The sequence below is a fragment of the Clostridium sp. 1001283B150210_160208_E6 genome, assembly GCF_015669365.1.
GTDB lineage: Bacteria > Bacillota > Clostridia > Clostridiales > Clostridiaceae > Clostridium > Clostridium paraputrificum.
This window is the reverse complement of the sequence record NZ_JADPAA010000001.1, coordinates 395,894-412,741: the sequence shown is the minus strand read 5'-3', so window position 1 is coordinate 412,741 and position 16,848 is coordinate 395,894. Positions and strand designations below refer to the sequence as shown.

22 protein-coding genes are annotated in these 16,848 nt (G+C 28.8%); 17 read left to right on the top strand and 5 right to left on the bottom strand.

Annotated elements, in window-relative coordinates; all coding sequences use genetic code 11:
• Positions 1 to 14: 14 nt before the first annotated feature.
• From I4V16_RS02135 to I4V16_RS02120, 4 genes are read left to right on the top strand one after another with little or no spacing between them, the layout of a single operon-like run.
• Positions 15 to 1,112, top strand: coding sequence for a MupG family TIM beta-alpha barrel fold protein (locus I4V16_RS02135; protein WP_195541973.1), 1,098 nt, complete (start codon positions 15 to 17; stop codon positions 1,110 to 1,112).
• A gap of 18 nt (positions 1,113 to 1,130) precedes the next feature.
• The gene (locus I4V16_RS02130) at positions 1,131 to 1,451 is read left to right on the top strand and encodes a PTS sugar transporter subunit IIB (RefSeq protein WP_027098065.1); all 321 of its coding nucleotides are present in this window, start codon (positions 1,131 to 1,133) and stop codon (positions 1,449 to 1,451) included.
• 19 nt (positions 1,452 to 1,470) lie between these two features.
• A complete protein-coding gene (locus tag I4V16_RS02125; RefSeq protein ID WP_195541972.1) occupies positions 1,471 to 2,799 on the top strand; it encodes a PTS sugar transporter subunit IIC in 1,329 nt (442 codons plus the stop codon).
• 15 nt (positions 2,800 to 2,814) lie between these two features.
• Entirely contained in the window at positions 2,815 to 3,312 is a 498-nt protein-coding gene (locus I4V16_RS02120) for a GrdB-related putative oxidoreductase (RefSeq protein WP_027098063.1), read from the top strand.
• Between the two features lie 138 nt (positions 3,313 to 3,450).
• Here I4V16_RS02120 and I4V16_RS02115 read toward each other — a convergent pair whose 3' ends face one another.
• From I4V16_RS02115 to I4V16_RS02105, 3 genes are all read right to left on the bottom strand, one after another.
• Positions 3,451 to 3,669 carry a DUF2922 domain-containing protein gene (locus I4V16_RS02115; protein WP_055183723.1) on the bottom strand — a complete coding sequence of 73 codons (219 nt, stop codon included), beginning with the start codon at positions 3,667 to 3,669 and terminating at the stop codon, positions 3,451 to 3,453.
• Positions 3,670 to 3,712: 43 nt separating this feature from the next.
• A complete protein-coding gene (locus I4V16_RS02110; protein WP_027098061.1) occupies positions 3,713 to 3,943 on the bottom strand; it encodes a DUF1659 domain-containing protein in 231 nt (76 codons plus the stop codon).
• 105 nt (positions 3,944 to 4,048) lie between these two features.
• Complete coding sequence (locus I4V16_RS02105) at positions 4,049 to 4,237, bottom strand: YvrJ family protein (protein ID WP_099330168.1); 189 nt, start codon at positions 4,235 to 4,237, stop codon at positions 4,049 to 4,051.
• Positions 4,238 to 4,411: 174 nt separating this feature from the next.
• On the opposite strand from I4V16_RS02105, the gene I4V16_RS02100 reads away from it, so the two are divergent.
• On the top strand, positions 4,412 to 4,876 hold the full coding sequence (locus I4V16_RS02100; RefSeq protein ID WP_099330167.1) for a hypothetical protein: 465 nt from the start codon (positions 4,412 to 4,414) through the stop codon (positions 4,874 to 4,876).
• 100 nt (positions 4,877 to 4,976) lie between these two features.
• Positions 4,977 to 5,465, top strand: a complete 489-nt coding sequence (locus I4V16_RS02095) for a hypothetical protein (protein ID WP_099330166.1) — start codon at positions 4,977 to 4,979, stop codon at positions 5,463 to 5,465.
• Positions 5,466 to 5,605: 140 nt separating this feature from the next.
• Here I4V16_RS02095 and I4V16_RS02090 read toward each other — a convergent pair whose 3' ends face one another.
• Positions 5,606 to 6,175, bottom strand: coding sequence for a hypothetical protein (locus I4V16_RS02090; RefSeq protein ID WP_099330165.1), 570 nt, complete (start codon positions 6,173 to 6,175; stop codon positions 5,606 to 5,608).
• Between the two features lie 138 nt (positions 6,176 to 6,313).
• On the opposite strand from I4V16_RS02090, the gene I4V16_RS02085 reads away from it, so the two are divergent.
• From I4V16_RS02085 to I4V16_RS02070, 4 genes are all read left to right on the top strand, one after another.
• Complete coding sequence (locus I4V16_RS02085) at positions 6,314 to 6,649, top strand: hypothetical protein (RefSeq protein ID WP_049179644.1); 336 nt, start codon at positions 6,314 to 6,316, stop codon at positions 6,647 to 6,649.
• Positions 6,650 to 6,853: 204 nt separating this feature from the next.
• Entirely contained in the window at positions 6,854 to 7,036 is a 183-nt protein-coding gene (locus tag I4V16_RS02080) for a hypothetical protein (protein WP_049180075.1), read from the top strand.
• Between the two features lie 290 nt (positions 7,037 to 7,326).
• Positions 7,327 to 7,896: a sigma-70 family RNA polymerase sigma factor gene (locus I4V16_RS02075; RefSeq protein ID WP_099329682.1), complete on the top strand. Its 570-nt coding sequence runs from the start codon at positions 7,327 to 7,329 to the stop codon at positions 7,894 to 7,896.
• Complete coding sequence (locus I4V16_RS02070; protein WP_099329681.1) at positions 7,868 to 8,614, top strand: hypothetical protein; 747 nt, start codon at positions 7,868 to 7,870, stop codon at positions 8,612 to 8,614. The genes I4V16_RS02075 and I4V16_RS02070 overlap by 29 nt, the downstream gene beginning before the upstream one ends.
• 131 nt (positions 8,615 to 8,745) lie before the next feature.
• Here I4V16_RS02070 and I4V16_RS02065 read toward each other — a convergent pair whose 3' ends face one another.
• Positions 8,746 to 9,177 (bottom strand): hypothetical protein, encoded by a 432-nt coding sequence (locus I4V16_RS02065; protein WP_111937656.1) that lies wholly within the window; start codon positions 9,175 to 9,177, stop codon positions 8,746 to 8,748.
• Positions 9,178 to 9,750: 573 nt separating this feature from the next.
• On the opposite strand from I4V16_RS02065, the gene I4V16_RS02060 reads away from it, so the two are divergent.
• The 7 genes from I4V16_RS02060 (at position 9,751) to I4V16_RS02030 (ending at position 16,780) form a co-directional block, all read left to right on the top strand.
• Complete coding sequence (locus I4V16_RS02060) at positions 9,751 to 10,467, top strand: N-acetylmuramoyl-L-alanine amidase (RefSeq protein ID WP_195966465.1); 717 nt, start codon at positions 9,751 to 9,753, stop codon at positions 10,465 to 10,467.
• A gap of 578 nt (positions 10,468 to 11,045) precedes the next feature.
• Positions 11,046 to 11,828, top strand: coding sequence for a carbohydrate deacetylase (locus I4V16_RS02055; RefSeq protein WP_195541965.1), 783 nt, complete (start codon positions 11,046 to 11,048; stop codon positions 11,826 to 11,828).
• A 20-nt stretch (positions 11,829 to 11,848) separates the two neighbouring features.
• Positions 11,849 to 13,279 carry a PTS transporter subunit EIIC gene (locus I4V16_RS02050; protein WP_195966464.1) on the top strand — a complete coding sequence of 477 codons (1,431 nt, stop codon included), beginning with the start codon at positions 11,849 to 11,851 and terminating at the stop codon, positions 13,277 to 13,279.
• Positions 13,280 to 13,308: 29 nt separating this feature from the next.
• Entirely contained in the window at positions 13,309 to 14,640 is a 1,332-nt protein-coding gene (locus tag I4V16_RS02045; RefSeq protein WP_195541963.1) for a 6-phospho-alpha-glucosidase, read from the top strand.
• Positions 14,641 to 14,643: 3 nt separating this feature from the next.
• Positions 14,644 to 15,249 (top strand): YitT family protein, encoded by a 606-nt coding sequence (locus tag I4V16_RS02040; protein ID WP_195617367.1) that lies wholly within the window; start codon positions 14,644 to 14,646, stop codon positions 15,247 to 15,249.
• Between the two features lie 201 nt (positions 15,250 to 15,450).
• Positions 15,451 to 15,849 (top strand): hypothetical protein, encoded by a 399-nt coding sequence (locus tag I4V16_RS02035; protein ID WP_195966463.1) that lies wholly within the window; start codon positions 15,451 to 15,453, stop codon positions 15,847 to 15,849.
• Positions 15,850 to 15,943: 94 nt separating this feature from the next.
• The gene (locus I4V16_RS02030) at positions 15,944 to 16,780 is read left to right on the top strand and encodes a PRD domain-containing protein (protein ID WP_195966462.1); all 837 of its coding nucleotides are present in this window, start codon (positions 15,944 to 15,946) and stop codon (positions 16,778 to 16,780) included.
• Positions 16,781 to 16,848 lie beyond the last annotated feature (68 nt).

Below are 16,848 nucleotides of genomic sequence, written 5' to 3'. Positions count from 1 at the left end.
CAGGAGGGATTTAAATGGCACGACTTGGAATTTCTATATATCCAGAACATTCAACAAAGGAAAAGGATATTGAATACATTCGTTTAGCTGGAAAATATGGATTTAAAAGAGTTTTTACATGTCTATTAAGTATAGGAAAAAAGACAAGGGAAGAGCTTATAGATGAATTTAGAGAATTAATTGATGTTGCACATGAAGAGGGCATGGAAGTAATTCTTGATGTTAATCCAGTAGTTTTTAAAGATCTTGGTGTATCTTATGATGATTTATCTTTATTTAGTGAGATACATGCAGATGGAATAAGATTAGATGAAGGTTTTGATGGAGTAAAAGAAAGTCTTATGACATATAACCAAGGTGGTTTAAAAATAGAGCTAAATGCAAGTGGAGGTAGTGGGTACTTAGATAATGTAATGAGTAATTTTCCAAACAAAGATAAGGTTATTACTTGTCACAATTTTTACCCACAAAGATATACAGGTTTAAGTTTAGAGCACTTTAATAATTGTAATAAAGCAATGAAAGAGTATGGGTTACATACAGCAGCTTTTGTATCTAGTAATAATAATGATACATTTGGGCCTTGGCCAGTAAGGGAAGGGTTATGTACTTTAGAAATGCATCGTGATTTGCCTATAGATTTACAAGTAAGACATCTATTTGCTACTAGAATGATTGATGACGTTATGATAGGAAATGCTTATGCTTCAGAAGAAGAATTAGAAGCATGTTCAAAAATTAATCCTGGAATTTTAACATTTGGAATTGAGTTAGATAAAGAATTAACTGAAGTAGAATATGAAATTTTATATTACAAGGAAAATCATGCAAATAGAGGAGACGTTAGTGAATATATGGCTCGTTCTAGTGCTCCAAGAGGAACATTTGCTAATGAATCTATTCAAAAAGCAAATGCTGTGGATATGAAAAGAGGAGACGTTGTTATATTAAATGATGAATATTCAAGATATAAAGGTGAGCTTCACATTGTACTAAAAGATGTGCCTAATGATGGAAGAAAGAATGTAATTGGGCATATACCAAAGGAAGAATTATTTTTACTTAATTATATGGAACCTAGAAAAATATTTACATTCAAGAAAAACTTATAAAGAAAGTGAGAGGGTAGAATGAAAAAAATATATTTATTTTGTAGTGCAGGAATGTCAACTAGTATGTTAGCTAATAATATGCAAAAGGTGGCTAATGAGCATAAGCTTCCACTAGAAATAAAAGCTTTTCCAGATGGGAAGATAGATGAAGTTGTTGAAGAAAAACATCCAGATGTAATTTTATTAGGTCCTCAAGTAAAGTATAGATATAAGGAAATTTCAAAACGTTATGAAAATAGTGGGATTCCAATTGAAGTAATTAATTCTGATGATTATGGAATGATGAATGGAGAAAAAATATTAAAACATGCTATAAAGCTTATAAAAAGTAATAAATAAAAAAGTGAGGTGATTATTAATGTTAGATAAATTAGAATCAATTTTTATGCCACTTGCTGAAAAGATTGGGAAAAATAAATACTTAATTTCTATTAGAGATGGATTTTTACTTACAACACCTTTATTAATTATAGGATCATTCTTCTTACTTATTGCAAACTTCCCAATTAATAATTGGACAGAATTTTGGGCAAGATTTTTTGGAGAAAATTGGACAGCCTATATGGCTAAACCAACAAGTGCAACATTTGATATTATGGCTATCTTAGCTGTAGTTGGAATTGCATATTCTTTTTCAAGAGAATTAAATGTAGATAAATTATCAGGAGCTGCTGTAGCTGTAGTATCATGGTTTATATTAATGCCATATAAAGTTACAGATGGAAGTGTAACATTAAATGGAATTCCATTAGATTGGGTTGGTTCTAAAGGAATATTCATAGGAATAATAACTGCATTTGTATCAGTTCATATATACGCATGGGTAATTAAAAAAGGATGGATAATTAAAATGCCTAAAGGTGTTCCACCAGCAGTTACTCAATCATTTGCAGCGTTAGTTCCTTCAGCAGTAGTACTTGGAGTATTCTTTTTAGCTAATAGTTTAATAGCAATTACACCATATGATAATGCATTTAATTTTATATTTAAATTTTTACAACAACCACTTCTAGTGTTAGGAAATACATTAGGTGCAGTATTAGTTGCAATGGGATTCCAACATTTCTTCTGGTTCTTTGGAATAAATGGAGGTTCTATTGTTGGTAGTATAATGCAGCCTATATTAACACCGCTTTCAATGGAAAATTTATCAGCATTCCAAGCAGGAACTGTACTTCCAAATGTAATAAATCAACAGTTCTATGACTTGTTCACTACATTTGGAGGAGCTGGATCAACATTATCTATGTTAATTGCGATGATTATTGTATGTAGATCACAACGTATTAAAAACTTAAGTAAGATTTCAATTGTACCTGCATTATTTGGAATAAATGAACCTGTTATATTTGGATTACCTGTAGTATTAAATCCAACAATTTTAATTCCATTTTTATTAACACCACTTATAAATATTTTAATATCATATTTTTCAATGGTTAGTGGACTAGTTCCATTTACTAGCGGAGTAAGTATGCCATGGACAACTCCTGTTATTATATCTGGATTTTTAACAACTGGCTGGAGAGGAGCACTTCTTCAATTAATTCTTGTAATTTTAGGTGTATTCATTTATATGCCATTTGTAAAGATGATGGATAAGCAATATAAAAAGGAAGAATTACAGGCAAGTGAAAGCGCAGATGATGATATCTCTCTTGATGATTTATCATTTGACGATTTATAGGATGGGAAGTTAATTATGAAAGTTATAATGATATTAGATCAAGTTCAATCTGGATATGGAACAAAAAATGATAAAATGATTCCTCTTACTGGAACAAAGGAGATAATTGGACCAGGGGTAATTATGAAGCCTTATTTAAAAGAAATAGATGGTAATATAGTTGCAACACTTTATTGTGGAACTGGAACATATCTTGAAAATCCAGAGGAGGTTAGTCGTAAACTTTGTGGCATGGTTAAAAGGTTAAATCCGGATGTTGTAATATGTGGCCCTTCATTAAGTTATGCAGATTCTGCTTCTATGTGTGCAAAAGTAGCTTATGATATTGTAACAACAACTAGTACAAAAGCTTTAGCAGCAATTTCAGAAGATCGCTCAGAAGTAATTGATATGTATAATGATAAAATTACAATTATTAAGACACCTAATAAGGGAGAAAGTGGACTTAGAGAAGCTTTTAAGAATATTTGTAGTGTTGCAAAAAGATTAGTAGATAGTAATGAAATAGAATAGATATAGAAAAAATAGGCTTGCAGTTACTTGCAAGCCTATTTTCCTTACCTTAAGTAGGAAGGGGATAGAATTTTATTTTTCTGTGAATTTGAGCTTGCGATGGAACAAGGAAAATAAATATCTATCCCATATTTTTTATTAAGCTACATTAAACTTAGTAACTTGTTTTTGTACTAACTGAGCTGAATACTTGCCAGTTAATGTACCATTCTTAGTAAGGAAAATATCTTTTTCTATGATGGTATCCATTAAAGTTGAAGCTTCAGCTTGAGTTAAGTTTTCCTTAACTCCTTCAATAGAGATAGTAGATTTATCTCCATTAGAAGTAGTGAAAGTCATTGATAAAGTAAACTCCATAACCTAGTTCCTCCCTTTCTTTAAGATTTAGAAATTACCCCTATTACTCTTGGTCGTTGTCAAGCAAGTTAGAGTCATTTAGGTAGTAGTTTCTAGTTGGATTCTTCATTACTGCTTTCACAGCATCTGCAACAGCATATACATTTTCAACAGCAGCATTTCCCTTAACTCCAGCAAAAGATTTCTTTCTATAAGTTGGAGCTCCGTTTTTGTCTGATCCATTTTCTACTTCAATAACTAAAGCAGAACTAGCTAAAACCTTAGTAATTGCCATAATAAATTCCTCCTTTCAAAGTATTCATAAATGATATATGCAGAAGTTAAAAAAGTAATATGTAAAATAAAAAGACATAACTATGTATGCCTTTTTGATGGTAAATTAAGCTACTGTATCATCTTTTTCAGTTTGGATTACAACACCTAATTTTGTTGATATTATAGTGTTTAGCTTGTTTATAGAAGAGGTAAGGGTGGTTATTTGTTTTTCTAGCCTTATCAAGAGATAAGCACTAACTGCAACAGGGAAACCAACATTACCAATTAAATTTACAAGTTCATTTAGTTCCATGAAAAATCACCTCCTAATACTCATATATGCATAGGAGATGAGTGTTTAGTTAGATTGTGAAATTATTAGGAAATTTACTATCATATACTTTGAAAACTGAATAATAGAGTATTGGAAAAGATGATATAATAGTATTAAGTTATAGACAGATAAATTAGAATTTATGGAGGGGAAATGAATAAAGTATATTTAGATGTAACAAAAAGAGAAAATTGTCCAGCTATATGTATAGGTATAAAAGATACGGAAGTTATTAAATCAGGTAGTACTGTTTATCATATGGATTCAAATGATAAAAATGAAACTTATCAACAATATGCTGATGAGTATGATATACATTTTATTTTTGATGATAATATTATTAAATTATCATTTTATACGGTTCCTCAAGTAGATGTTTTCGCAACAGATAGCGAAGGTGGTTTAATTGGAACTGTTGGCTCATTTACAGATTTACAACGTGATTTACCAATATGCTATATCAACAAAAATAAAGAATGTTTTCTAATTGCAAATAGCGGGAAAGAGTTTTTAGAAACAACTAAAAATTGGAAAAACAATCTTAAACCATACAATGAAGTTATATTTTATGAATCTAAATTAGAAGCTGAAAAAGAATTGAGATTTATTAATATTTAAGTTCTGAAAAATAACGGATTTAAATCTATGTTTCCTTATAAATTCCAGTTTGTTAATTAGCTTATTGAAGAGATAAAAATAAACAAGGGAGGAAAATAAAATGAAGAGATGTAGAATATCAGTTCTTTTGATTTTATTGATATTTACTACTTTTATTGGTTGTTCATCAAAAAATAGCAACAAGGATGATAGCTCGTTCATACCTACTGCAAATGATGAGTTAATATGTGAGGAAACCATATCTCCAAATAAGGAATATGTAACCTCAGGTGAGGATATTGTGAATTATACAATACAAATTTATCAGAATACAGAAAATGATGATATCATTGTTAATGCAGATTCTAATTCTGGCTTTTTTGAAAAAACACAATATGTATTAGATTATGATAAACCAATTTCTAAATCAGATGTAAATATAGAATGGACTACTTTAATGGGAAATCCTAAATATACGGAAAAAGATCAATTGGCAGTTGCCAATGTATCAATTTCTTCAAATAATGATGTGTTCAGCAAGCGAAAAATAAATTTCTTTAGTAAAGGAATTGAAATTGTTGTTGATACAATAAACCAAAGCAAAAAATAAATATTAAAGTAGAGTATTGTTTTAATTTAAGTAAAAGAGGCTTGCATGGGCAGGCCTCTTTTTTCAGAAATTGAAGGATTAAATTAAGATGAGTAAGAATTCAATAACATCAATATGTTATTTATATATTTATAATAAATTTAATAATTAAAATGTACAGAGTCATTATTTCTTATAAGCTTTTCTTTTAGCTCCTGTGCAAAATCTATAGAGTTTTCAAAGTAATTAGATACTCCAAAATTATATCTAGAAGAACCTTTCTTGTAGTTTATTATTACATTATCATTTCTTATTAAAACTTCATTTATTTCATTAAAATAAATAATTATTTCTGAAAAAGATTTTCCTACATAATTGTTACTTGATGAATTAACAGCTACCTTCATTATGCCCCTAAACTCTACTGAATTATCTAATATATTAGCTTCTAAAGATTTTCCTTGCTCTATTAGTTTATCTATTTCAGGTTTTAATAACTTTTTAGTTAATGGACTCATTCTTTTTGGAATTAAAAGTTCAAATAACATAAGAAATAAAAAAATAGTAGACATACATAAAACTACAAGATATAGATTTTTATCATTACCAGTTTTGTTATTTAAGTTTAAGAATACAAAAATAATAATTATTAATAACAATGGAATAAATATAAAGTCCAATAAAGAAGGTTTTTTAGTCTTTTTATAAAGTAGTTCATTGAATTTATACAAAAAATCACCCCTACCATAAATATAATTTATATACAAAATATAACATATATTAGGAAGAAGGTGAAATGAGATTGTGATTTTACATATGAGTTATAATAATTTTTTTGTATAAGTAAATAATATAGTTGAGGTGATTTTATGAAAAAGAAAGTTTTAACTTGTGTGTCAATAATATTATTATGCTTAGCAATATCAAGCTCTAAAGTAAAGGCAGATGAAGAAATTTTTCCAATTAATAATACTTATAAACCAGGTATCTATATTTTGAATAAAAGTGATAAAAATTCCTACAATTTAACTTATGAATTTGTAAAAAAGGGACAAAAATCTGCTATTATTATTTTAGATGAGAATTATGATATTACCTATAAAAATGTTAATTGTAATAGAAGATGTAATGGTGGTACTATAACCAATAAAAATACTATAATAGTAGTAGGTGGAGAGATTGCTTTTTATTTTGAAAAAAAATAGTTAAAATAAAAATACCGTATTATTCAAAAGAATATGCGGTATTTTTTATATCGTAATTCTAAGAAAGTACAAACTATGTAGATATTGCGAACTAAGTGATCTTAGAAAATTGAATAGTACGGTATTTGAAAAATATGCTATAATTAACTCATAATTGTAAAAAAGCTAGATATAAATAAAATAAATTCAGAAGGAGAGTATTAGATGGGGTTAATTATTATAGGAATAATTTTAGTAGCTATATTTATGGTTATATTCTATATGCCAGCTAAGTTAAAGGAACAAGAAGAAAAACAATCGTTATATGTTAAAGAACTATATATAAGAATAAATAGACTTGAATCTAAGATAGATAAAGTACTAGATTCAAATAAAAATGAATTTTAAAATAATAACTTAAATATATTAAGAAAGTAAAATGCAATATTAAATTAATGGTAACACCGTACTATTTAAAACTGAATATGCGGTGTTTTTTGTTCGTAGTTCTAAGAAATTGTGCATTAAAAAGTTACTTAGAAGATAGAAGTTGAGAAAGATTAATCTCAACTTTTTTTCATTATATAGCTATAATATAGCTTACATATATTAGAGAAGTTATTTAATTAATATAAAAAAATGTGACAGAAATTGTTAAGTAGAAAACGAATATATAGAGGGAGGGGTGAAAAAGGTAAATGAATGATAAAGAAGTTGTAAGATGTTTAAAAGAAAGGGAACAAAAAGGAATCGAAATTCTTATTGATAAGTACGGTAAATTAATATACGGCGTAATAAAATATACTATCAATAAGAAGGATAGTGAGAGTGATTTTGAGGATATATTTTATGAGGTATTAATGAAGATATGGGATTCAATAATTGAATATGATGAAGAAAAAAGTGTGCTGAGGAATTTTATTATAAGTATAACTAAATATACAGCCATAGATTATATAAGAAAAGTATCAAGAAGAAGAGAACGTTATTCTGAAAAAGAATTAGATAACGATTTACAATATTGCACATACAACTATGACTGTATAATAGAGCAAGAGAACTTTGATGAATTGTTAGGTTGTTTAAGTGATTTTGACAGGGAAATATTTATTAGACGATACTATTTTGATGAAGAAATTGCAACAATAGCAGTAAGTTTAAATAAAAGTGAAGATTATATATATACTCGGTTATCTAGGGGAAGGAAAAAAATAAAAGAAGAATTGGGAGGTGTAAGAAATGTCAGACAATATAATAAAGAGCTTTAATAAGATAAATTATAAAGAATCTGAAATACAAAAATATATAAATTTATCAGAAGAAGAGGAGGAAAAATATAAAAGGATTAGTGGTGCGGTTAAATCAAAATTTATAATTAATAATTTAAAAAATATTTCTAGTGGAATTGAAAAAGAGTTAGAAGATGATGAGAAAATAGAAAAGATAATTAAGGTAAGAAATATAACAGCTATATATGCAACTACAGCGGCTTCAGTTGCAGGAGGTACTTTAGGGGGTTCACTACAATACGGAGTATTTGATGATTTATTTTTTACTAATAAAAGAATTTTCTTTGTAGATACAAACGTAATAAATGAAGAATTAAAACACAAGTTTGTGAGGTTAGATGATGTATTAGGAATACTTTTTACTAATAAAATAGTTAAGGTTAAAGAAGATGAAAATGGATTTCCAAAGTTAGTGATAAAAATGAATAAAGTAAAAATTGCAGCAATAATATGGTCGATAATTGCAATAATAGGATTCTTTATAACTAGAAAATTAAGAATTGAGTTTTTAGGGATATTATTTACTATATCAGGATTAGGAACAATAATATATTCTATATTAAAATCAATTCAAGATGTAACATCTGAAAAATTCCAAATAGTTTTAAAAGATGGATTTATATTAAAAGGATTAATCGGAAATGATGATTATGATGAATGTATTAACTATTTAAAAATGTTAAATAAAAATGATTAATAAAATTAAATATAAATTAGTGAAAATATTGTATTATTTCAAAATGAATAAACGGTATTTTTTATTTCGCAATTCTAAGAAATTGTGCAATAAAAAGTTACTTAGAAGATAGAAGTTGAGAAAGATTAATCTCAACTTTTTTTCATTATATGATCATAGTAAAAGCAGATAGCATTATCTAGTATAGTATTCATATAAATACTGTAGTCATGGCTTGTGCCTTTAATTTGATTAAGCTTTATTATGGTAGATTTTCTAAAAGAATAAGATCTACGGACTTCAAAAAATTCTCCATTTATAGGAGGGGTAATACCATTTGGTTGAGGTTTATGTCTATTATCCTGAAGATGAGGGGAGGAAAAGTTTATTTTAGTGACAGGTTGAGCTTCTTCTTTTTTCTTATCAAAAACTGCGTTTTCTTCTTTAGCTTCATCAGTAAAGCAAAAGCTAGCAACAGCATCTTTAGATGGTGGTACATAATCTGTAAAACAGATTTCATCTATTGGTTCTTCGTAACATAAATCGTCTTTAGACATTACAAATTCTTTTTTTCTTCTTGCCATCTTAAACCTCCAAATTGTTTTTCTATAAATTCTATATGCAAAAAGATAAGTTGTTAACTTCTTATGTTTTTAACAACTTAAGAAGATAAGAAGATAAGAAGATAAGAAGATAAGAAGATAAGAAGATACGAACTTAACAAGAAAAGAACTTAAGAAGTTATAGTAAAAAATGCGGGTTTGAAAGGATTCTTATGGGATGAATTCTGAAAATGCATATATTTTATTTCAAAATAAATTTTGGAGGGATTTATCAAGGAAGATAAAATTAAATTGAGAGCTGCAATCTGAAATCTATTTGTGAGAAAATTGATAGGATAACTGATGAGTATATTGAAGAAACAACAAAGGTTAATATTAATGATAGTGATGAAGTATTAGAAGTTAAATTACCTTGTCTCACACATAAGCAATGGGATGGCTATAATTATATTGAGAAGAAAAATATTGTTAGTGAAGGATTAAAATTAAAGAAATTATTGTGAAAATAGACCTGGCTATAGTCCAGGTCTTAAATATTATAAATAAATATCACCTCCTCAGACCTTGCATATATCACATTTGGAGGTGTTTTTTATGAATTTAAAATGTATTGGAATTGATATTGGTCATAACTTAAGATGTGATGTAGGCGCTGTAGGCATAAGAAGGGAAGATGAGCTTAATTTATTAGTTGGTAAATCTCTTATAAAAAAGTTTAGGGCAAAGGAAATTAAGGTGGTGGAGTGTTTACCTTCTTCAGCTAGTAATCATAGGGACTCATTAAGTAAAAGATGTAGAACAGCTAACTATGGAAAGGTGGATGTATTTTTGTCTATTCATCATAATGCATGTTCTGGTGGATATGGAAGCGAGTGTTTATGTATTAAGGGAGGGCAACAGAATGCTTTATCAGAAAGATTAAGTAAGGATATTTTAGAAGAAGTTTGTAAGCTTGGACTTAGGAATAGAGGAGTTAAGGATAGAAGAGATCTTTATGTTATTAATAATACAACTATGCCAGCTATCATTGTTGAATGCGCTTTTGTTGATTCTAATAGGGATATGAATGGGTATGATAGTGAAAAGGTTGCTGAAGCTATATTTAAGGGAGTATGTAAGTTTTATGGAATTGATTTGAGCGGTGGAGGAAATCAAGGTGGGACAAGCTCTTCTAAGTATCATGTGGTACAGGAGGGGGATACTCTTTGGGGGATAAGTAGGAAGTATGGAGTAAGTGTTGATAGGTTGATTGAGAGGAATGGAATAGAGGATAAGAATAGAATTTATGTGGGGCAGAAAATTAATTTGTAATTAACTTTAGAATAATGAATATCGAACCATATCATAAGTGAAGCTCTAAATCTTTAATCTAGTTAACTGAACTTACACAGAGTAAAAATCAATGTAGTTTATAGCCTTAGGTATTGATATAACTTACCTAAGGCTATTTATTAGTAAAATATTTAAAAAAGCTATTGACATAAAGCACAAGTATAGTATAATGATGGTATAGATGGATTGTAACTGGTAAAGCAGGCAAAACCTAGAGACCATAATAGTGAGTAAATCTTATTATTATGCTTTAGGTTTTTTTTATACCAAAATATATCCTAAAGTATACTATAATTAAAAAATAATATTGAAGGCTTGTAACTGGTAAAGCAGGCAAAACCTAAAGATTATGATAGTGAGTAAAATCTTACTATTATGCTTTAGGTTTTTTTTATACCCCAAAATATATTAAGAATATTATTTTTTTAAGATGTATGCAAAAAAGAATAAAAGGATTGTAACTGGTAAGGCAGGCAAAACCTAAAGATTATGATAGTAGATAAAATTTCGCTATTGTACTTTAGGTTTTTTTTATTGAAAGGAGGTGAGAGGGAAACATGAGCACAAAACTAATAAATAATGCAGATGATTTTGGATATTCAAATGCTATTAATTATGGAATTATCGATAGTCACAAATATGGAATCTTAACGTCAACTACCATTATGGCTGGTATGCCTGGATTCGAACATGCAGTAGAATTAGCAAAGAAAAATCCAGGACTAGGAATTGGTGTTCATTGTACATTAACTTGTGGTAAGCCAGTGCTTAACTCACATAAGACTTTAGTTGATGAATTTGGATATTTTAAGAAATTATCTTTTTATGAAAATATTGAAACAAGTGTTGATGATGAAGAAGTTTATTTAGAGTGGAAAGCACAAATTGAAAAAGTGATACAAGCAGGTATTAAACCTACTCACTTAGATTCACATCATCATATTCATACATTTAAAAATAACACAAAAATAATTATTAGATTAGCAAAAGAGTATGGATTGCCAGTAAGAAATTCGTATCAAGATCCTGATGTATATAGAAAAGAGGGAGTAAGATGCAATGATATATTACTAGATCCATGGAAGAGGAATGAAGAAAAAATAAAGAAGTCTTCTGATGTTACAAAATCAATTGTTTCAGAGGTAAAAGAAGTTTTAACTGAAAATAAAGACTTGGAAGTTATTGAGTTTATGTGGCATCCAGCATATATGGACATTCATATCATGGAAGGTTCAGGATTTAATTTGCCAAGAATTTATGAGCTAAATGCAATTATTCAAAAAGAATTGGGTGACTATATAAAAGAAAATTTTATACTTTCTACGTATAAAGATCTTTAATTATGGAAGGGGAATTATTTATGAAAGAGATTTTTGGAGCTATAACAAAACAGTTATCTAAGCTTGGGCGTGCAATGTTAATACCAATTGCAGCCACTCCAGTAGCAGGTTTACTAGCACGTCTTAGTGCACCAGATATGCTAAATTTACCTGTGCTAGAATCAGCTTCATGGGTTGTATTTGGTATGCTGGACATGCTATTTGCAATTGGAGCAGTTGTTGCCTATACAAAGGTAAAAGACAAAACTTGTCCGATTTTAGGGTCAATAATTTCATTAGCAGTTTTTAAACAAACACTAGCATTTATGAATCCTGATATTAGTATGGGAGTTTTTGCTGGTATAGTTGTTGGTGTGTTTACTGCTATTATCTACAATTATAGTAGAGAGTGGAAGACTCCAGATATGTTCTCATTTTTTACAGGTGATAAGTTTGTAGTAACTCTAGCACCAATAGCTGCTGTTCCTTTTGGAATTATATTTAGTTACATTTGGGTACCTTGCCAAGCAGGCTTAAACTCATTTGCATTATGGATTGGTGGAGCAGGAGCATTAGGAGTATTAGTATTTGGTTTCTTTAACCGTTTATTAATACCAGTTGGATTACATCACGTTTTAAATTCATTCATTTATTATGAATTGGGTTCATTTACTACTGCTTCAGGAGAGGTTATAACTGGTGAAATTCCAAGATTCCTTGCAGGAGACCCTACTGCCGGTTTATTCCTAGCTATGTTCTTCGTTCCAATGATGTTCGGATTACCAGGAGCATGTTTAGCAATGTATAAAACGGCTAAAGAAAAGTATCGTGAGAAAACAAAGTCATTAATGATGTCTGGAGCTTTAACAACTTTTGTTGCAGGTATTACAGAACCAATTGAATTTTCATTTATGTTTATTGCGCCTCAATTATATGTTTTACATGCAGTGTTAACAGGAGCTGCTGGTGCCATATTATATCTTTTAGATGTTAAATTAGGTATGTCAATTAATTTCTGTGTAATTGACTTTGTATTGAACTATAAATTAGGTCACAATGTTTGGATGATTATTCCGGTTGGTATTACATTTTTCTTCATATATTACTTCTCATTTAAATTTATTATTCTTAAGAAGGATTTAAAAACTCCAGGACGTGAAGATGATGATTTAGAATTCACAGAAGAAATAAGTGATGAAGAAAAGAATATAAAATTAACTCATAGTAACTATGCATATATGGCAAAGAAAATTTTACAAAATATAGGCGGTAAAGAAAATGTTGAAACAGCAGAATGTTGTGTAACACGTTTACGTCTAGAAATAAAAGATGGATCTTTAGTAAATGAGGCAAATATAAAGAAGACTGGTGCTAAGGGTATAGTACGTTTAAGTGATACATCTATCCAAATTATTATTGGTACAGATGTAAGAAAAGTAATGAAGGAATTTAATTACTTAATAGGGCAATAGTAATAAGAGTCAGAAAGAAGGTAGTATAAATGAAAAATAAATTTGTAATTATTGGAGCAGGATCAACACATACACCAGGTATATTAGCAGTATTAGCGCAAAGAGCAGAAGAATTAAAGTTAGGTGAATTATGTTTACATGATATAGACGAGGGACGTGTATATCATATGGGAGAATTTAATCGTATATATATGGAAGAACATTGTCCACAAATTAAAACAAGTTGGACAACCAATTTACGTGAAGCATTAGAAGGGGCTAATTATGTATTTGTACAAATTCGTCCAGGAAGAAATGAACAACGTTCTCTTGATGAGCATACATGTTACAAGCATGGCTTAATAGGACAAGAAACATGCGGCTTAGGAGGATTCTCATTTGCATTAAGAACTATACCAGCTATTTTAGATATAGTTAAAACAGCTTTAGAGGTATGTCCTAATGCATGGATTTTAAACTATTCAAATCCAGAAGCTATGGTATCAGAAGCTGTATACAGAACTTATCCAGAAGCAAAAATGTTATGTATTTGTGATATGCCTATTTCTCAAGAGGAGACAATTGCAGAATACTTAAAGATTCCTCATAGTGAATTGACATTTAAGTACTTTGGATTAAATCACTTTGGTTGGTATACTAATATTTACAATAAGGAAGGAAAAGATTTGCTACCTGAAATTCGTAAAGATGTTTTAGATGGAAAATTAACAGAGTTCTATGAGAGTGGTGATAATGGAAAGACAGATGATTACTGGACTAAAACTTTCAATAATGTAATCAAAGGATTTAGAGCATATCCTGACTATCTTCCATTATGCTATTTACAATATTACTATTTCCATGATGAAATGTTAGAACAGTTTGACCATAATTTTACTAGAGCTGATTATGTATTATCTACAAGGGAAGTTACTGTTTATGATGAGTGTAAACGTGTTATTGAAGCAGGAAGTGCAAAAGACTCTTACTTAGTTTCAGGTGTACATGGAAATTATATTGTAGATATAGCAAGTTCAATTATTAATGATAAGCGTGAGAGATATATAATTAATGTAATGAATAATGGAGCAATTGGAAACTTCAATCATGATGCTGTAGTAGAAGTGCCTTGTTATGTGGGAGCTCATGGTATTGAACCAGTATCAGTAGGCTATATTCCACAATTCCATAAATCATTAATGGAAGCTCAAAAGGGATATGAAAAGTTAGCTGTAGAAGCTTGTTTAGAAGGTTCTAAAGAGAAAGCAATGCAAGCAATTCTATTAAATAAAACAGTTCCTTCTTATCGCGTAGGAAAGGCATTATTTGATGATCTATTAGAGATCAATAAGCCATATTGGAATAAAAAGTTTTATGAGTAAAATATGAAAGACAGAATTAAGGTTCGTATAATTCTATTTTTATTAGGAATTTGTATTCTTACTTTAGGGGTAGCACTTACTATACAGGCTGATTATGGTGCGGGAGCTTGGGATTCAGTAAATGTTGGATTATATCAAACATTTGGTCTATCAGTTGGGACATTTTCAATACTGTTATCATTCGTATTTGTATTCATAGGAGGTCTGTTAAGAAAGGGAAAGTTTAAACCTCTTACTATAATAACAGCTATTTTATTAGGAGTATGTACAGACGGTTGGTTATATTTTATTAGAAACGTCCTTACTTCTTCTAATGAAATAGTAAGAATATACTGTATGGTATTTGGAATAGCAATTTTATCTATAGGTTTAGGAATATATTTGTATGCCAATCTAATTCCTAACTCACTAGATGATTGTATGATGGCATTTCATGAAAGGTTTAATATAGGAATAGGGATATCTAAGGTAGGAACGGATTTAATTGGAGTTTTAATTGCATTATCGCTAGGAGCAACTATTAATATTGGAACAATATTAAGTGTCATTATAGTAGGACCATTAGCAAACTATATATACACATTGCTATGTAAATGTAAGTATGTATAAACATTTTATAATATAAAAGTGGAAAAGGATATTTTGAGGTGTTTTTTTATATGCCCGATATTCTTTTCCTTTTAGTGCTTTTTATAATTATTTATATTTTTTAAGTTATTTATGGTAATATATAGGTAATATACTAATATTAAAGTAAAATAAATAATACTATTAAATTAATTGGTGCGTAATATATTAAAGGAGTGAAAGATGCTTATAGGGAGACAGAAAAAAATACTTTCGAAGATTTTAGTTAATTATGCAGGCATTAATATCAATGAAAATGATTACAATAGAAAGGTACTTAAATATAAAGTAAGAGCAGTATTAACTAGTAATAATGATTTTAATATAACTAATATATTAAAAAGGTGGATAGAAGATAGGTTTAAAGATTCCCTAACATTAGTAGATAATATTCCAATACATTATGCTGATGAATATGTAGGAACAAATGATATTGATTTAATTATATCTACACAGTTTTGTAATAAGACAAATGACATACCAGTATGCTACATAAATTACATACCTTTTAATTACGATTTAATTGAACTAGGTAGGAATATAGATAGTATAAAATTTAAGGGGAGGGAAAAAGGAAGTTAAGTAGTTTGGTGTATGTATTACTTTATTAATACATTAAGTTGTTTTAGCATTACAAATTGTACATAGTATTGATAGTATCAAGGGGGAAAATCATATGATGAGAGTATTAAAAGTTTTTAATAATAATGTGGTATCTATAATAACAGAAGATAAGAGAGAAGGAATAGTAACTGGAGCAGGAGTTGGCTTTGCTAAAAAACCAGGTGATTTAGTAAATGAGAGTAAAGTTACACAAAGCTTTTTTATTCAAAATGAAAAAAAGAAAAGGTTCTATTCATTTTTGGAAAGAACACCAATTGAATATTTTGAGATTTCAGAAGAAATTTTTTGTTATGCAGAAAAAAAGTTGAAGAAAAAGATGGATGCTTCCATGATGATTGCATTAACAGATCATATTAGTTTTGCAGTAGAAAGAGCAAAAAGTGGAATGATAATGCCTAATTTGATATTGAATGAGACACAAGCCTTATATAAAAAAGAGTTTGAAGTGGGTAAATGGGCTATAAAACATATAAAAAAGAAAACAAATGTTAAATTGTCAGATGGAGAAGCAGGATATATAGCTATTCATATAATTGATGCTACTAATGGAGCCCCTGATAATGATGCGATAAAGATGATAGATACTGTTAAAAAGGTGATAAATATCATAGAAAAAACTTATAATATAAAAATAGGGACTGAAACATTAAATTATTCAAGATTAGTTACTCATTTAAAATTTTTTATTCAAAGAATTAGTCAAGATGAAGAAGATGATAATGATTTTGTTGAGAAGATGTATGATAATTTAACAATAATGGATAAAAAGATAGTTAAATGTATAGATGATATAGCTTCTGCAATTGAGGAAGAATATGATTATACTTCTAATCAATCTGAGAAGGTATATCTTATGATGCATATTTTAAAGATTATTAGAAAGAACTAGTTATGAAGTGTATATGAAAGTTATTTAGAAATATTTAAGTATGTGATGCCAAGTCATGAAGGATTAGC

What these genes read in the sequence shown, in the direction of transcription:
- I4V16_RS02135 (WP_195541973.1), top strand. Translation starts at nt 15, where the DNA reads ATGGCACGACTTGGAATTTCTATATATCCAGAACATTCAACAAAGGAA.
- I4V16_RS02130 (WP_027098065.1), top strand. Translation starts at nt 1,131, where the DNA reads ATGAAAAAAATATATTTATTTTGTAGTGCAGGAATGTCAACTAGTATG.
- I4V16_RS02125 (WP_195541972.1), top strand. Translation starts at nt 1,471, where the DNA reads ATGTTAGATAAATTAGAATCAATTTTTATGCCACTTGCTGAAAAGATT.
- I4V16_RS02120 (WP_027098063.1), top strand. Translation starts at nt 2,815, where the DNA reads ATGAAAGTTATAATGATATTAGATCAAGTTCAATCTGGATATGGAACA.
- I4V16_RS02115 (WP_055183723.1), bottom strand. Translation starts at nt 3,669, where the DNA reads ATGGAGTTTACTTTATCAATGACTTTCACTACTTCTAATGGAGATAAA.
- I4V16_RS02110 (WP_027098061.1), bottom strand. Translation starts at nt 3,943, where the DNA reads ATGGCAATTACTAAGGTTTTAGCTAGTTCTGCTTTAGTTATTGAAGTA.
- I4V16_RS02105 (WP_099330168.1), bottom strand. Translation starts at nt 4,237, where the DNA reads ATGGAACTAAATGAACTTGTAAATTTAATTGGTAATGTTGGTTTCCCT.
- I4V16_RS02100 (WP_099330167.1), top strand. Translation starts at nt 4,412, where the DNA reads ATGAATAAAGTATATTTAGATGTAACAAAAAGAGAAAATTGTCCAGCT.
- I4V16_RS02095 (WP_099330166.1), top strand. Translation starts at nt 4,977, where the DNA reads ATGAAGAGATGTAGAATATCAGTTCTTTTGATTTTATTGATATTTACT.
- I4V16_RS02085 (WP_049179644.1), top strand. Translation starts at nt 6,314, where the DNA reads ATGAAAAAGAAAGTTTTAACTTGTGTGTCAATAATATTATTATGCTTA.
- I4V16_RS02080 (WP_049180075.1), top strand. Translation starts at nt 6,854, where the DNA reads ATGGGGTTAATTATTATAGGAATAATTTTAGTAGCTATATTTATGGTT.
- I4V16_RS02075 (WP_099329682.1), top strand. Translation starts at nt 7,327, where the DNA reads ATGAATGATAAAGAAGTTGTAAGATGTTTAAAAGAAAGGGAACAAAAA.
- I4V16_RS02070 (WP_099329681.1), top strand. Translation starts at nt 7,868, where the DNA reads ATGTCAGACAATATAATAAAGAGCTTTAATAAGATAAATTATAAAGAA.
- I4V16_RS02065 (WP_111937656.1), bottom strand. Translation starts at nt 9,177, where the DNA reads ATGGCAAGAAGAAAAAAAGAATTTGTAATGTCTAAAGACGATTTATGT.
- I4V16_RS02060 (WP_195966465.1), top strand. Translation starts at nt 9,751, where the DNA reads ATGAATTTAAAATGTATTGGAATTGATATTGGTCATAACTTAAGATGT.
- I4V16_RS02055 (WP_195541965.1), top strand. Translation starts at nt 11,046, where the DNA reads ATGAGCACAAAACTAATAAATAATGCAGATGATTTTGGATATTCAAAT.
- I4V16_RS02050 (WP_195966464.1), top strand. Translation starts at nt 11,849, where the DNA reads ATGAAAGAGATTTTTGGAGCTATAACAAAACAGTTATCTAAGCTTGGG.
- I4V16_RS02045 (WP_195541963.1), top strand. Translation starts at nt 13,309, where the DNA reads ATGAAAAATAAATTTGTAATTATTGGAGCAGGATCAACACATACACCA.
- I4V16_RS02040 (WP_195617367.1), top strand. Translation starts at nt 14,644, where the DNA reads ATGAAAGACAGAATTAAGGTTCGTATAATTCTATTTTTATTAGGAATT.
- I4V16_RS02035 (WP_195966463.1), top strand. Translation starts at nt 15,451, where the DNA reads ATGCTTATAGGGAGACAGAAAAAAATACTTTCGAAGATTTTAGTTAAT.
- I4V16_RS02030 (WP_195966462.1), top strand. Translation starts at nt 15,944, where the DNA reads ATGATGAGAGTATTAAAAGTTTTTAATAATAATGTGGTATCTATAATA.